At 59.0% G+C, this 14,411-nt stretch carries 15 protein-coding genes; 10 read left to right on the forward strand and 5 right to left on the reverse strand.

What is annotated here, in order from left to right; translation table 11 throughout:
• Positions 1-179 precede the first annotated feature (179 nt).
• The 9 genes from sucC (at position 180) to lpdA (ending at position 10,033) form a co-directional block, all read left to right on the forward strand.
• The gene (sucC, locus tag ACR3FB_RS14540; protein WP_170378977.1) at positions 180-1,373 is read left to right on the forward strand and encodes an ADP-forming succinate--CoA ligase subunit beta; all 1,194 of its coding nucleotides are present in this window, start codon (positions 180-182) and stop codon (positions 1,371-1,373) included.
• Positions 1,374-1,457: 84 nt separating this feature from the next.
• The gene (sucD, locus tag ACR3FB_RS14545; RefSeq protein ID WP_480565941.1) at positions 1,458-2,339 is read left to right on the forward strand and encodes a succinate--CoA ligase subunit alpha; all 882 of its coding nucleotides are present in this window, start codon (positions 1,458-1,460) and stop codon (positions 2,337-2,339) included.
• Positions 2,340-2,780 carry a hypothetical protein gene (locus ACR3FB_RS14550; protein ID WP_480565942.1) on the forward strand — a complete coding sequence of 147 codons (441 nt, stop codon included), beginning with the start codon at positions 2,340-2,342 and terminating at the stop codon, positions 2,778-2,780.
• Between the two features lie 10 nt (positions 2,781-2,790).
• Complete coding sequence (locus ACR3FB_RS14555) at positions 2,791-3,333, forward strand: DUF805 domain-containing protein (RefSeq protein WP_170378982.1); 543 nt, start codon at positions 2,791-2,793, stop codon at positions 3,331-3,333.
• The gene (locus ACR3FB_RS14560) at positions 3,330-6,287 is read left to right on the forward strand and encodes a 2-oxoglutarate dehydrogenase E1 component (RefSeq protein ID WP_480565943.1); all 2,958 of its coding nucleotides are present in this window, start codon (positions 3,330-3,332) and stop codon (positions 6,285-6,287) included. Before ACR3FB_RS14555 ends, ACR3FB_RS14560 begins: the two co-directional genes overlap by 4 nt.
• A gap of 3 nt (positions 6,288-6,290) precedes the next feature.
• A complete protein-coding gene (gene odhB / locus ACR3FB_RS14565) occupies positions 6,291-7,799 on the forward strand; it encodes a 2-oxoglutarate dehydrogenase complex dihydrolipoyllysine-residue succinyltransferase (protein WP_480565944.1) in 1,509 nt (502 codons plus the stop codon).
• A 2-nt stretch (positions 7,800-7,801) separates the two neighbouring features.
• Positions 7,802-8,077 carry a hypothetical protein gene (locus ACR3FB_RS14570; RefSeq protein ID WP_170469015.1) on the forward strand — a complete coding sequence of 92 codons (276 nt, stop codon included), beginning with the start codon at positions 7,802-7,804 and terminating at the stop codon, positions 8,075-8,077.
• A gap of 123 nt (positions 8,078-8,200) precedes the next feature.
• Complete coding sequence (locus ACR3FB_RS14575; protein WP_170469016.1) at positions 8,201-8,593, forward strand: MAPEG family protein; 393 nt, start codon at positions 8,201-8,203, stop codon at positions 8,591-8,593.
• A 51-nt stretch (positions 8,594-8,644) separates the two neighbouring features.
• Positions 8,645-10,033: a dihydrolipoyl dehydrogenase gene (gene lpdA / locus ACR3FB_RS14580; protein WP_480565945.1), complete on the forward strand. Its 1,389-nt coding sequence runs from the start codon at positions 8,645-8,647 to the stop codon at positions 10,031-10,033.
• Between the two features lie 22 nt (positions 10,034-10,055).
• Here the strand turns inward: lpdA and ACR3FB_RS14585 are convergent, their stop codons facing one another.
• Complete coding sequence (locus ACR3FB_RS14585) at positions 10,056-10,649, reverse strand: TetR/AcrR family transcriptional regulator (protein WP_480565946.1); 594 nt, start codon at positions 10,647-10,649, stop codon at positions 10,056-10,058.
• Positions 10,650-10,735: 86 nt separating this feature from the next.
• Here ACR3FB_RS14585 and ACR3FB_RS14590 point away from each other — a divergent pair, with 86 nt between their 5' ends.
• Positions 10,736-11,329 (forward strand): NAD(P)H-dependent oxidoreductase, encoded by a 594-nt coding sequence (locus ACR3FB_RS14590; protein ID WP_170553580.1) that lies wholly within the window; start codon positions 10,736-10,738, stop codon positions 11,327-11,329.
• Positions 11,330-11,338: 9 nt separating this feature from the next.
• On the opposite strand, the gene ACR3FB_RS14595 is transcribed toward ACR3FB_RS14590, so the two are convergent.
• From ACR3FB_RS14595 to ACR3FB_RS14610, 4 genes are read right to left on the reverse strand one after another with little or no spacing between them, the layout of a single operon-like run.
• Positions 11,339-11,944, reverse strand: coding sequence for a pyridoxamine 5'-phosphate oxidase family protein (locus ACR3FB_RS14595; RefSeq protein WP_480565947.1), 606 nt, complete (start codon positions 11,942-11,944; stop codon positions 11,339-11,341).
• On the reverse strand, positions 11,931-12,671 hold the full coding sequence (locus tag ACR3FB_RS14600; protein WP_480565949.1) for a lysophospholipid acyltransferase family protein: 741 nt from the start codon (positions 12,669-12,671) through the stop codon (positions 11,931-11,933). The genes ACR3FB_RS14595 and ACR3FB_RS14600 overlap by 14 nt, the downstream gene beginning before the upstream one ends.
• The gene (locus ACR3FB_RS14605; RefSeq protein ID WP_170378998.1) at positions 12,671-13,570 is read right to left on the reverse strand and encodes an FtsX-like permease family protein; all 900 of its coding nucleotides are present in this window, start codon (positions 13,568-13,570) and stop codon (positions 12,671-12,673) included. The genes ACR3FB_RS14600 and ACR3FB_RS14605 overlap by 1 nt, the downstream gene beginning before the upstream one ends.
• Positions 13,567-14,244 (reverse strand): ATP-binding cassette domain-containing protein, encoded by a 678-nt coding sequence (locus ACR3FB_RS14610; RefSeq protein WP_170490977.1) that lies wholly within the window; start codon positions 14,242-14,244, stop codon positions 13,567-13,569. Before ACR3FB_RS14610 ends, ACR3FB_RS14605 begins: the two co-directional genes overlap by 4 nt.
• Positions 14,245-14,411: the final 167 nt, after the last annotated feature.

Genomic DNA, 14,411 nt, shown 5'->3' on the forward strand with positions numbered 1-14,411 from the left:
TTCGACGTGGATTCGAATCAAACGTCAATCCGTTGAATTTTGTGATCACACCCTAAAATACTGTGATCACAAATCGAAAAAATCTTCACTAAAAACCACTCCGAGGTCAAAAAAGCCTTTATAATTGCGCCCTAGACACCTCTATATCGGTTTAATCGTAGTCAGACGGGACAATTTCGATGAACATTCACGAATACCAAGCCAAGGCGCTTCTTCGCAGCTATGGCGCTCCGGTCTCCGACGGTCGCGCGGTTCTGCGCGCCGAGGAAGCCAAAACCGCAGCCGGTGAACTGGACGGCCCTCTTTGGGTTGTTAAGGCCCAGATCCATGCAGGTGGACGTGGCAAGGGCAGCTTCAAAGAGGCAGACGCAGGTGAAAAAGGCGGTGTCCGTCTGACCAAGTCGGTGGAAGAAGCAGCCGAGGAAGCAAAGAAGATGCTGGGTCGCACTCTTGTCACCCACCAGACTGGCCCCGCGGGCAAGCAGGTCAACCGCATCTATATCGAAGCCGGTTCCGGCATTGAGCGTGAACTGTACCTGGCCCTGCTGGTGGATCGCCAGACCAGCCGCATCTCTTTTGTCTGCTCGACCGAAGGTGGCATGGATATCGAAGAAGTGGCCGCGTCCACGCCCGAAAAAATCCTGTCCTTCTCGGTGGACCCTGTAACCGGCTATCAGGCCTATCACGGCCGCCGCATCGCGTTCTCGCTGGGTCTGGAAGGCGCGCAGGTCAAGCAATGCGTGCGCCTGATGGGCATCCTCTACAAAGCCTTCGTTGAGAAGGACATGGAGATGCTGGAGATAAACCCGCTGATCGTCTCAGACAGCGGCGAACTCAAGGTGCTGGACGCCAAGCTGGGCTTTGACGGCAACGCGGTTTACCGCCACCCAGACATCGCCGAGCTGCGCGACGAGACCGAGGAAGACCCCAAGGAACTCGAAGCCTCCAAGTACGACCTGAACTACATCGCTTTGGATGGTGAGATCGGCTGCATGGTCAACGGTGCTGGTCTGGCGATGGCGACCATGGACATCATCAAGCTGTATGGCGCCGAGCCTGCCAACTTCCTCGACGTGGGCGGTGGCGCGACCAAAGAGAAAGTGACCGAGGCGTTCAAGATCATCACATCGGACCCGAACGTCAAAGGCATTCTAGTCAACATCTTCGGCGGCATCATGCGCTGCGACGTCATCGCCGAGGGCGTAGTCGCCGCGGTGAAAGAGGTCGGCCTGCAGGTTCCGCTGGTCGTGCGTCTGGAAGGCACGAATGTCGAGAAGGGCAAAGAGATCATCAACACCTCTGGCCTGGACGTGATCGCAGCGGACAACCTGAAAGACGGTGCCGAGAAGATCGTGAAAGCTGTGAAAGGCTAAGCCCAATTCCGTGGAGTGGGTTTCGCCCCACTTTTCCGAAGAATTCTGGCAGGCCTTGGCCCGCCTAAAATAGGAGAACGCCAAATGGCAGTCCTCATCGACGAAAATACCAAAGTGATCTGTCAGGGCTTCACCGGCTCGCAGGGCACATTCCACTCTGAACAGGCCATCGCCTACGGCACCAAGATGGTCGGCGGCGTGACCCCCGGCAAAGGCGGGATGGAGCATCTGAGCCTGCCCGTGTTCAACTCGGTCCACGAGGCCAAGCATGTGACCGAAGCCAATGCCTCGGTGATCTATGTTCCGCCGCCTTTCGCGGCTGACTCGATCCTCGAAGCGATTGATGCCGAGATGGAAGTGATCGTCTGCATCACCGAAGGCATCCCGGTTCTGGACATGATGAAGGTGAAGCGCGCGCTGGAAGGTAGCAAATCGCGCCTGATCGGCCCGAACTGCCCCGGCGTCATCACACCTGACGCCTGCAAGATCGGCATCATGCCCGGCCACATCCACAAGCGTGGCTCGGTCGGCGTTGTGTCCCGTTCGGGCACTCTTACCTATGAGGCCGTCAAGCAGACCACCGATGTGGGTCTGGGCCAGTCCACGTGCGTTGGTATCGGCGGCGACCCGATCAAAGGCACCGAGCATATCGACGTGCTGGAATGGTTCCTGGCGGATGACGAGACCCACTCGATCATCATGATCGGTGAGATCGGTGGCTCGGCCGAAGAAGAAGCCGCACAGTTCCTGGCGGATGAGGCCAAGAAGGGCCGCAAGAAGCCGGTTGCCGGTTTCATCGCAGGCCGCACAGCCCCTCCGGGACGCCGCATGGGCCATGCAGGCGCGATTGTCGCGGGCGGCAAAGGCGGCGCCGAGGACAAGATCGAAGCCATGCGCTCGGCCGGTATCGTTGTGGCAGAAAGCCCGGCAACGCTGGGTGAGGCCGTGCTGGAAGCGATTGGGTAAATGATCAACTGCCGGGCATACGCTCTAAGGGCGGCGCCCGAAAAAAGGGTGGGCGCGTTGCGTCCATCCTTCTCATCTTTAGCTTGGCTGTGGTGTTTGTTCGCGACTGCGATGTTCGCATTTTCTACCGCTGGGCAAGCCAAAGCAATGGAATGTGAAGTTCGAATTGGCTGGTCCAGTGAGGGTCAGTTTATTCAGGACGAGGCTTGCGGCATACACAACGTTGCCAAGGCAAAAGGTTTTTTTGACCTCGAGGTATCGGGGAGCAAAAAATACCAGTTCCGCTTTCGCGCAAACAAAGAATCCACCAAGGATGAAATAGTGCAACGCGTTGGTTATGTTTGCGATTTGATAGGCAGCGAAAGGGCCGTTTTCTCAGCCAATCGCGGAAGGGAGCGTGCGCTGATCGTTTCTTTTTCATGTGACGACGCAAGGGGGTGAATTGACTGCAATGACCTTCTCCGACGCCATCCGCACTTGTTTTTCCAAGTTCTTCACCTTCTCGGGTCGCGCCTCACGGCCCGAATACTGGTTCTTTTTCCTGTTCATCGTGATCTGGAGCATCATCGCCGGGATCATTGATGCGCAGTTCTTCACTCAGGTCTCCGTGACCGAGGGGGATGGCGTGAAATCCGTAACCGCCACGTCCCGTCAACCGGTGCAAAGCATCGTCAGCCTGATTGTGTTCTTCCCGCATCTGGCCGTCGCATGGCGGCGGATGCACGATTCCGGGCGCAGTGGGCTTTACGCTCTGTTGCCGATCCTGCTGATCCTCGGGGCCTTCGCGGTTCTGATCTTCGGCATCGGCCTTGCCTCGAGTTTCCAGCATGGCGGCAATCTGGACATTCTGTTCACACGTGCCACTCTGCTGATCGTCATTCCGACACTGCTTGTTTTGTTTGTGTCGCCCCTCCTGGTTCTGTGGTGGCTGACCCGCCCGTCTCAACCAGGCACCAACCAATACGGTCCCAACCCATATGAGGTAGCCCAATGACCGAACATACGCCCAATTCCGCGTTCCATGCCTCAAGCTTTATGCAAGGCCACAATGCCGAGTATCTGGAGCAGCTCTATGCCCAATACACCAAGAACCCCGGCGCGGTGGATGCCGCCTGGGCCGAGTTCTTCAAGGCGATGGGTGACGCTTCTCCGGACGTTCAGCGCGAAGCCGAGGGGCCATCCTGGGCGCGAACCGACTGGCCGCCGATGCCTGCGGATGATCTGACTGGGGCGCTGACCGGTGAGTGGGCCGAGATTGACGCCAAGGCGGCAGGCAAGAAGATCAAGGAAAAAGCGGCAGACAAGGGCGTAGAGGTCAGCGATGACCAGATCAAGCGCGCCGTGCTGGACAGCTTGCGGGCGTTGATGCTGATCCGGGCCTACCGAATCCGGGGCCATCTGGCCGCCGATCTGGACCCGCTGGGTATGCGCGCGGCCAGCACACATCCGGAACTCGATCCGAAGACCTATGGCTTTACCGAAGCCGACATGGACCGGCCGATCTTTATCGACAATGTTCTGGGCCTTCAGATGGCGTCGATGCGGCAGATCGTCGAGATCGTGAAGCGTACCTACTGCGGCACCTTCGCGCTGCAATACATGCATATCTCAGACCCGGAACAAGCCGCCTGGCTGAAGGAGCGGATCGAAGGTTACGGCAAGGAAATCGCCTTTACCAAGGAAGGCCGTAAGGCGATCCTGAACAAGATGGTCGAGGCCGAGGGTTTCGAGAAATTCCTGCATGTCAAATACATGGGCACCAAACGGTTCGGTCTGGATGGTGGCGAAAGCCTGATCCCGGCAATGGAGCAGATTATCAAACGCGGTGGTGCACTGGGCGTCAGTGACATTGTCATCGGCATGCCGCACAGAGGCCGTTTGAACATCCTGGCCAACGTGATGGGCAAACCCTACCGCGCGATTTTCAATGAGTTCCAGGGCGGCAGCTTTAAGCCTGAAGATGTGGATGGCTCTGGCGACGTGAAATATCATCTCGGTGCCTCCAGCGACCGCGAGTTTGACGGCAACAGCGTCCACCTATCGCTTACTGCCAACCCCTCGCACCTAGAAGCGGTAAACCCGGTGGTTCTGGGCAAGGTCCGCGCCAAGCAGGATCAGTTGAACGACACCGACCGCACAAAGGTGATGGGCATCCTGCTGCACGGGGATGCGGCCTTTGCCGGTCAGGGTGTGGTCGCAGAAGGGTTTGGCCTGTCCGGCCTCAAGGGCCACAAAACCGGCGGCACTATGCATATTGTGGTGAACAACCAGATCGGCTTTACCACCGCGCCGCACTTCTCGCGCTCCAGCCCCTATCCGACCGATATCGCGCTGATGGTTGAGGCACCGATCTTCCACGTGAACGGCGACGACCCCGAGGCGGTTGTTCACGCCGCCAAAGTCGCGACCGAGTTCCGCCAGAAGTTCCACAAGGACGTGGTCATCGACATCTTCTGCTACCGCCGGTTTGGTCACAACGAGGGCGATGAGCCCATGTTCACCAACCCGATCATGTACAAGAAGATCAAGACGCATAAGACCACTCTGTCGCTCTATACCGAGCGTCTGGTCAAAGACGGCCTGATCCCCGAAGGTGAGATCGAGGATATGAAGGCCGCCTTCCAGGCCCATCTGAATGATGAGTTCGAGGCCGGCAAAGACTATAAACCCAACAAGGCCGACTGGCTGGACGGGCGCTGGTCGCATCTGGACAAGAACAAAGAGGACTACGTGCGCGGCGAAACCGCCATCGCCCCGGCGACTCTGGCCGAGATCGGCAACGCGCTGACCCACGCCCCTGCGGATATTGCGGTACACAAAACCGTTGCGCGCCTGCTGGACCACAAGAAACAGATGTTCGACAGTGGCAAGGGTTTTGACTGGGCCACAGGTGAAGCGCTGGCCTTTGGCTCGTTGCTGACTGAGGGCTTTCCGGTTCGACTGTCCGGTCAGGACGCGACGCGCGGGACGTTCAGTCAACGTCACTCGGGCTTTGTCCATCAGGAAACGGAAGAGCGGTTTTATCCGCTGAACAACATCCGCGAGGGTCAGTCGCACTACGAAGTGATCGACTCGATGCTGTCTGAATATGCGGTTCTGGGTTTTGAATACGGCTACTCGTTGGCTGAGCCCAACGCTCTAGTCCTGTGGGAGGCGCAGTTTGGTGACTTTGCCAACGGGGCGCAGATCATGTTCGACCAGTTCATCAGCTCGGGTGAAAGCAAATGGCTGCGGATGTCCGGTCTGGTGACGCTGCTGCCGCACGGGTTCGAAGGGCAAGGCCCCGAACACAGTTCGGCGCGTTTGGAGCGGTTCCTGCAGATGTGTGGTCAGGACAACTGGATCGTGGCGAACTGCACGACACCAGCGAACTATTTCCACATCCTGCGCCGCCAGCTGCATCGTACCTTCCGTAAACCGCTGATCCTGGTGACCCCTAAATCGTTGCTGCGTCACAAGCTGGCGGTCAGTACGGCTGAGGATTTCACCACCGGCTCCAGCTTCCACCGGGTGCTGTGGGACGATGCGCAACAGGGCAACTCGGACACCAAGCTGGCCGCGGACGACAAGATCAAGCGCGTGGTTCTGTGTTCCGGCAAGGTCTACTACGACCTGCTGGAGGAACGCGACGCCCGTGGTATCGACGACGTCTACCTGATGCGGATCGAGCAGTATTACCCGTTCCCGGCGCATTCGCTGATCAACGAGCTTGAGCGTTTCAAAGGGGCCGAAATCGTCTGGTGTCAGGAAGAGCCCAAGAACCAGGGCGCCTGGACCTTCATCGAGCCAAATATCGAATGGGTGCTGACCCGTATCGGCGCCAAACATACACGGCCGCGCTATGTCGGCCGCGCAACCTCGGCCTCGCCTGCGACGGGTCTGGCCAGCCAACACAAAGCTCAACAAGAAGCGCTCGTGAACGAAGCGCTGAGCCTCGAAGGAAAGTAAACGATGACCATTGAAGTTCGTGTTCCCACGCTAGGCGAGTCTGTTACCGAAGCCACGGTTGCGACCTGGTTCAAGAAACCCGGTGATGCCGTGGCCGTGGATGAGATGCTCTGTGAGCTTGAAACCGATAAGGTGACGGTCGAAGTCCCCGCCCCCGCCGCTGGCGTCATGGGCGAGATTGTTGCCGCCGAAGGTGAGACCGTGGGCGTCGACGCCCTGCTGGCGACCATCGCCGAAGGCGAAGGCGCGGCCCCTGCTCCGGCAGCAGCAGCGCCCGCCCCTGCGGCCGCTCCGGCAGCGTCGGGTGGCAGTGTTGAAGTGATGGTGCCCACACTGGGTGAATCGGTCACCGAAGCCACCGTCTCGACCTGGTTCAAACAGGTTGGCGACGCGGTCGCGCAGGACGAGATGCTGTGTGAGCTGGAGACCGACAAGGTCTCGGTCGAGGTTCCCGCCCCTGCCGCTGGCGTTCTGGCGGAAATCGTTGCGCCCGAAGGCACAACTGTGGATGCCTCAGCCAAATTGGCCGTGATCTCGGGCTCAGGCGCAGGCGCCACCCCAGCACCCGCCCCTGCCGCCGCGGCAACTCCGGCTGCAGCAGCAACCGGCAAGGATGTCGCCAACGCTCCGTCGGCAGAGAAAGCCATGGCCGAGGCCGGTATGTCCGCCACTCAAGTCTCTGGCACCGGACGTGATGGCCGCATCATGAAAGAAGACGTGGCCCGCGCCGTGGCAACGGCTGCTGCACCCGCGCCTGCTGCCGCTCCGGCTCCGGCACCTGTGCCGCGCGCGCCTGTGGCCGCCGATGACGCCGCGCGCGAGGAACGGGTCAAGATGACCCGCCTGCGCCAGACCATCGCCAAGCGCCTGAAAGACAGCCAGAACACCGCTGCCATGCTGACCACCTATAACGAGGTGGACATGACCGAGGTGATGGCCCTGCGCAGCCAGTACAAGGACCAGTTCGAAAAGAAGCACGGCGTACGTCTGGGCTTTATGTCCTTCTTCACCAAGGCCTGCTGCCATGCGCTGAAAGAAGTGCCCGAGGTGAATGCCGAGATCGACGGCACCGACATCGTCTACAAGAACTTCGTCCACATGGGTGTCGCCGCCGGTACACCCACAGGTCTGGTTGTTCCGGTCATCCGCGATGCAGACTCGATGTCTTTTGCAGCGATCGAAAAGGCCATCGCCGAGAAAGGCAAACGCGCCCGTGACGGCAAGCTGAGCATGGCCGAGATGCAAGGCGGCACCTTCACCATCTCGAATGGTGGTGTCTATGGCTCGCTGATGTCCTCGCCGATCCTGAACCCCCCGCAATCGGGTATTCTGGGCATGCACAAGATCCAGGACCGCCCGATGGCGATCAACGGTCAGGTTGTGATCCGTCCGATGATGTATCTGGCGCTGTCTTACGACCACCGGATCGTTGACGGCAAAGGCGCGGTGACCTTCCTTGTCCGCGTGAAAGAGGCGCTGGAAGACCCGCGCCGCCTACTGATGGATCTGTAATCATGGCAACGCATGTTCTGTGGCAAGCCGATGTGGCCGACTTTGATGCCTGGCTGAAGGTGTTTCGCGAAGACATCGCGATGCGCCAGGCCGCCGGTATCCACGACCTGCATGTCTGGCGTGACCCCGATCAAAAGGATCACGCCATCGCCATGTTCGAAGTGGATGACATACAAAAAGCCCGCGCTTTCTTCGACTCGGAAGAACTGGCCATGCATCTCGAACGCGGTGGGGTCGCCCATATCCAGGTGAAACTTCTGGACCCGGTCTTACCGTAAAAACTCTGCTGTGTGCGGGACCACCCCGCACACAGTCCCGCAAATACACGTGAAGCGCGCCTGCTATTGATGTCAGAGAATGCTAACCGACAAACGGACTCTGGTTGAAAAAGGATACTCGTCATGTCTTCCGAACTTTCCATTCTTGCTCTGTACGGCCTTCTGATCGTCGTAGTGGTTTTGCTGAATGTGCTGACAGCCATGTCGCAGGTCGGGTTGATGACATTGGGTGGCGCACGAGATGATATGCCCGCCCTGACCGGCGTTGCGGGCCGGGTCGAGCGGGCTCTGACCAATTCGGTCGTCGCCATGGCCCTGTTTGCCCCTGCCGTTCTGATCCTGTCCGCCAAGGACGCCTTCACCTCCGGATCGCTGCTAGCCGCGCAGATTTTTCTGATCGCGCGTGTCGTTTTCGTTCCGGTCTACGCCTTCGCAATCCCGGTTCCCTTCCTGCGCACTATCGTGTGGATGGCTGGGTTTCTTGCGACGATCTACCTTTACCTGCTAGCCCTATAGCTTAGTACGCCGCGCCAGGATGCGGCCAAGACACACCAAGGAGTGCCCTCAATGTCCAGCTATGACGTCATCGTAATTGGAGCCGGTCCCGGCGGCTATGTCTGCGCCATCCGCTGCGCCCAGCTGGGTCTGAAAACTGCCGTTGTCGAAGGGCGTGAGACGCTGGGCGGCACCTGCCTGAACGTGGGCTGCATCCCGTCCAAAGCGCTGTTGCATGCCTCTCATCAACTGCACGAGGCCGAGCATAACTTTGCCAAGATGGGCCTGAAGGGCAAATCTCCATCCGTCGACTGGAAACAGATGCAGGCCTACAAGGATGAGGTGATCGAGGGCAACACCAAGGGCATCGAGTTCCTGTTCAAAAAGAACAAGATCGACTGGCTGAAAGGCTGGGGGTCGATCCCGGCTGCCGGCAAGGTCAAAGTGGGTGATGAGGTTCACGACACCAAGAACATCATCATCGCATCAGGCTCCGAGCCGTCGGCCCTGCCGGGCGTTGAAGTTGACGAGAAGGTCGTTGTGACCTCGACCGGGGCGCTATCGCTGGGGAAGATCCCGAAGAAGATGGTGGTGATTGGTGCCGGTGTGATAGGTCTGGAACTGGGGTCGGTCTACAGCCGTCTGGGTGCTGAAGTGACGGTGATCGAATTCCTCAAGGAGATCACGCCGGGCATGGACCCCGAGGTACAGAAGACCTTCCAGCGTATCCTCAAGAAACAGGGCCTGAACTTTGTGATGGGTGCGGCGGTACAAAAGACCGAAGCGTCGAAAACCAAAGCGAAAGTCACCTACAAGCTACTCAAGGATGACAGTGAACATGTGATTGAAGCCGATACCGTCCTGGTCGCCACCGGTCGCAAGCCATACTCGGACGGATTGGGGCTGGATGCGCTGGGTGTCGAGATGACGCCGCGCGGTCAGATCAAGGTCGGCGCGGACTGGCAGACCAACGTGCCGGGCATCTACGCGATTGGAGACGTCACCGAAGGCCCGATGCTGGCGCACAAGGCCGAAGACGAAGGTATGGCCGCAGCCGAGCAGGTGGCAGGCAAGCGCGGCCACGTAAACTACGGCGTCATCCCCGGCGTGATCTACACCTGGCCCGAAGTTGCCAATGTGGGTGAAACCGAGGCGACACTGAAAGAACAGGGCCGCGCCTACAAGGTCGGCAAGTTCATGTTCATGGGCAATGGCCGGGCCAAGGCCAACTTTGCCTCTGACGGATTCGTCAAGATTCTGGCCGACAAGGAAACCGACCGGATTCTGGGTGCGCATATCATTGGCCCCGCCGCGGGTGATCTGATCCACGAGGTTTGCGTCGCGATGGAGTTCGGCGCGTCAGCCGAAGATCTGGCGCTGACCTGCCACGCCCACCCGACCTATTCGGAAGCCGTGCGTGAGGCCGCTCTGGCCTGTGGTGACGGCCCAATTCATAGCTAAAGCTCTCTGACCCCGGCAGCAATCAGCCTGTCGGGGTCAGCCAGGCATTCAGGTAAGTTTCAAGCCTGTCGGTGAAGGTTGTCGCCGAATGCAACGCGCAGAACCTCAGTGACATGGCCTGTATCGCAAAGGCCTGCACACCTTCAGCCAAAAGCTCGGACGGAACATCCTTGCGCATCTCGACTGCGTCCAACCACATCATCACCACCCGGAAATACCGCTCAAAGCAGTAAGCGATCGGCCCAACATCCGCGATGGCGGTTGCGCCGGAATACCGGATCAGCAGATCGAAAACATACCGCTCGGACATCATGAAACTGTGGACCGGTTCCAAGGCAGCGATAATCTGTTTGACGGTTTTGGGCGATGGCCCTGCCTCGGCCTGATCCAGACAGGCATTCAATCTGTCCGCGATCAGGATCTCCATTAACGCGTCCTTGTCGCGGAAATGCGCAAAGAAAGTGCCCTTGGCGACACCGGCCGTTTGCACCACCTCTTCCACCCGAAGGCCCTCATACCCGCTTTTCTGAATCAACTCTTCCGACACCGCCATCAGGCGGGCGCGGGTTTTCAATGTGCGTTTCTGAACTGTCTTCTGCATGAGGCCAGATTGCATGTTTTTTGACCGTGGTCAAATTTTATATTGACCACGGTCATTTCTATACTTACAAACTGACCACGGTCATTTTTAGGAGACATCCCATGCATGCCAAGAAAATCCTGATTCTCGACGGACACCCTGCCGAAAGCAGCCTGTCCCGTACTTTTGCGAAAACCTACGGCGACGCTGCGCGCCAGAACGGTCATGAAGTCCGCCTGATCCATCTGAGCGACCTTCAGTTCGATCTCGATTTTGGACAGGGCAACTATCACGAGTTCAAACCTCTTGAGCCCGAGCTTGAGAAGCTGTTGCAAGATTTCGAATGGAGCGACCATCTCGTTATGACCGCGCCTATGTGGTGGGGTGGCCTGCCTGCAAAGCTGAAAGGCCTAATTGATCGCATGTTCATCCCGGGACGAACCTTCGATACTCGAAACACCACCAAGCTGGGCTTTCCGGCCCCGATGCTGACGGGTCGCACCGCGCGCGTCATCCTGACCTCGGACACGCCCGGCTGGTTCATGCGCCTGATCTACCGTCAAGCACTGATCCGGCAAGTCCGCGATCAGATACTCGGCTTTGTCGGCTTCAAGCCAACGCGGTTCACATACTTCGCAGGGGCCAGCGAGCCAAAGCCAGGAAGCGTCGATCGCTGGATATCAAAGGTCGCCAGAATTGGCGCAGAGGCTATCTAGGTGCCGTGCCTACCACATCGTCTTTGCGGCGCGCGCGCCCCATTCAGAGTCGTATTGCGCGCCGCCTTCCTCACCGGATGAGGCTTCTGCAAGGATCTCGCCAACCGTGGGCAATCCACTGCTTTGATCGCCGCTGGTCCACGTGCCAGCCCGCAGCAAGGCCCGGGCGCATTGGGTGTAGATCTCGGCAATCTGGATGACGATCACGGTGGCCGGTTGCTTGCCTTGTTTTTCGAACCTGGTCCTCAACCCTTCATCCGCGGATACGCGTGCCGTCCCGTTCAGGCGGACCACAGTGTTGGAACCGGGCACGATAAACATCAGCGAAACCCTCGGGTCGCGAACGATATTGCGCAAGGAATCCAGACGATTGTTCCCCCGCCAATCCGGCATTGCCAGCGTGTTGGGATCAAGCTCTAAAACTACGGGCCCATCGTCCCCGCGTGGGCTGCCATCGACGCCTTCGGGGCCAACTGTGCTAAGGACACATAGGCGCGATGCCATGATCCATTGGCGGTAGAGCGGCGTCAGGCTGTGCGCGACCTTTCGCAATGACGGCGCAGCGGGCGTGCCATAGAGCGCTTCCAAGCTCGGGACATCTTCAATGAACTCCATCCGGATCAAACCCCACTTCTTTCATCAAAGCGTCTGAGCGTGTCTCGATCACATCTTCCAAACGGCTCAGAAACGCGTCCCGTTCGACGCCCGGTTCAATCGGATCGAGGAAATCGACAATCGCCAACCCCGGTTTGCGCAAGATACCATTGCGCGGCCAGAACACGCCGGCATTGGTCGCAACCGGCACGCAGGGAAAGCCCAGCCCGCTATACAGGATCGCCGTACCGACCTTATAGGGTTTGGATACACCGGGGGCGACGCGGGTGCCCTGAGGGTAGATCACCAGTTGGCCGGGTTCGGTGAACTCTTTAGCGACGTCTTTGACCATTTTGGCCACAGCCGCACCCTTCTTGCCGCGATTGACCGGGATGCAGCCCAAACGCCGCGCATACATTCCGATGACCGGGGTCCAGAGAAGCTCTCGTTTCATGATGAATTTGCCATGCGGGATGGCGTCGAAGATCATGATAATATCAAGGAAAGACTGGTGCTTGGCCCCGATGACAACCTCGCCGGTGGGTACCGTGCCACGCACCTCACATCTTATGCCGACCATCCATCGCGCCAACCACATCGTGCTGCGCGCGTAGGTTTTGCATGCACGCAAAGCGCCCTGTTTCGTGAAGATCGCATATGGCAGGTAGACGATTCCAAGGATCAGCATCCAAACGTAGATCACAATCATGAAGATCAGGGAACGGATCCATTGAAAGCCCTGTGACATCAGGAAAGCTCCTTCAACTTGCGGCGGGCGGCGGTCCAGGTGGCGAAGAAGGCAACCACAGCGCCCAGAACGGGGATCAGCAAGGGCAACACCCAGCCAAGCCCCTGAAACCCTACTCCGGTCAGAAATCCGCCTTCGTCCGAGGGGTCGGGCAAGAGCAGAACGCCCGTCATCCCCAACATCGTTCCGACAAATGCGCCAAAGAAGGCGCGGTAGGTAAAGCGGCGGACAAATGCGCCGGCGATGAACCGATCCCGCGCGCCCACCTGCCGCAGCACTGCGATGATGCTGGCATTCGCAGCAAGCGAGGCATTTGCCGCCAGCGTGATCATAGCCGCGGTTGCACCACCGATCAGCAGGATCGAGACCCAGCCCAGCCGTCGCAGGGACATCGCCGCATCCACTAAGGGCTCGCGCCAACGGGTATGGTCATCCAGAACGGCTCCGGGAACTTCGGCGCCCAATCGCAGACGGAGACCAGCCGTATCCAGACCCGGATCACCTTCAACAATTTCAATCAGTTGCGGTATGGGTAGTGTCTCAATCGGCAAGTCCGGCCCAAACCATGGGGAAAGCAGCGCAGCCTGTTCCTCGGCCGTCAACGCGCGGGCCGAGGCGACGCCAGGTGTCTGGCCAAGAACGGTCAGCGCGGTTTCTGTCTGTGCCGCCATCTGCTCGGCCGGGGCGTTGATACGCAAGGTGGCAGCCCCGGCCAATTCCGAGGCCCAACGATCTGCGATCCGGCCTGAGGCCAGTGACAGCGCCAGGGCAAACACCGCCAGAAACGCCATTGCGCCCGAGACAAACAGGGTCAGATGCGCGGTGTACCCGGTCGGAGGGACAACGCGATCCGCGCGTGTATCCCGGCGCAGCAGGTTTCGGATGTCGCCATTGCTCATAGGTCCGCTCCGGCCAGATGTAGTTTGCGCTGCGAGATGCGCAACACACGGGCCTGAACTTGGCTTTTGGCCGCCCGGATCAAGCTCAGATCGTGGGTAGCGATTAGGACTGTCTTGCCCATGCGGTTCAGCTCGATCAGCAGACGCAGCAGCCGTTGCGACATCTCCCAATCGACGTTGCCGGTCGGCTCATCCGCCAGCACCACGTCGGGCGACAGGATCACGGCCCGCGCCAGAGCCGCGCGTTGACGTTCACCACCCGACAGTTCGGGCGGATGGGCGTCAAGCCGAGCCCCTAGCCCAACCCAGGACAAAAGCTCGGTCAGGTTGTCCTGCTCTTCCGACTCGGCACGTCCCGACACCATCAAAGGCAGGGCCACGTTTTCAGCCAGCGTCATATGATCCAGAAACTGGCAATCCTGATGCACAACCCCGACCCGGCGCCGCAGCAGGGCCATCTGATCCCGATCCAGACGCGCGATATCTTCGTCAAACACGCTCAGCCGACCCGAGGTCGGCAACAACGCGCCATAACACAGCTTCAGCAACGTGGTTTTTCCTGCGCCCGAAGGTCCGGTCAGGAAATGGAACGAGCCGGGCTGCAATTTGACTGAGACGTCGCTCAGCAATGCGCCGTCGCCATAGGTATAGCTGACATTTTCCAGCTCGATCACAGGTGTCCCCAGTTCTTTTGCCGATCTTCTTGCCCGAGCTTGCCTGCGGTTTCAATGCCTGCACCGAGTCCAATTGGCGACACTTGCCCCATGAAACCGAAAACGCCCTTTGCTGTTGGGTCTTAACGGAATATCATCCCTGAAAAAACTACTATCGGGCCGAACAT

This window comes from Ruegeria sp. AO1, assembly GCF_056535985.1.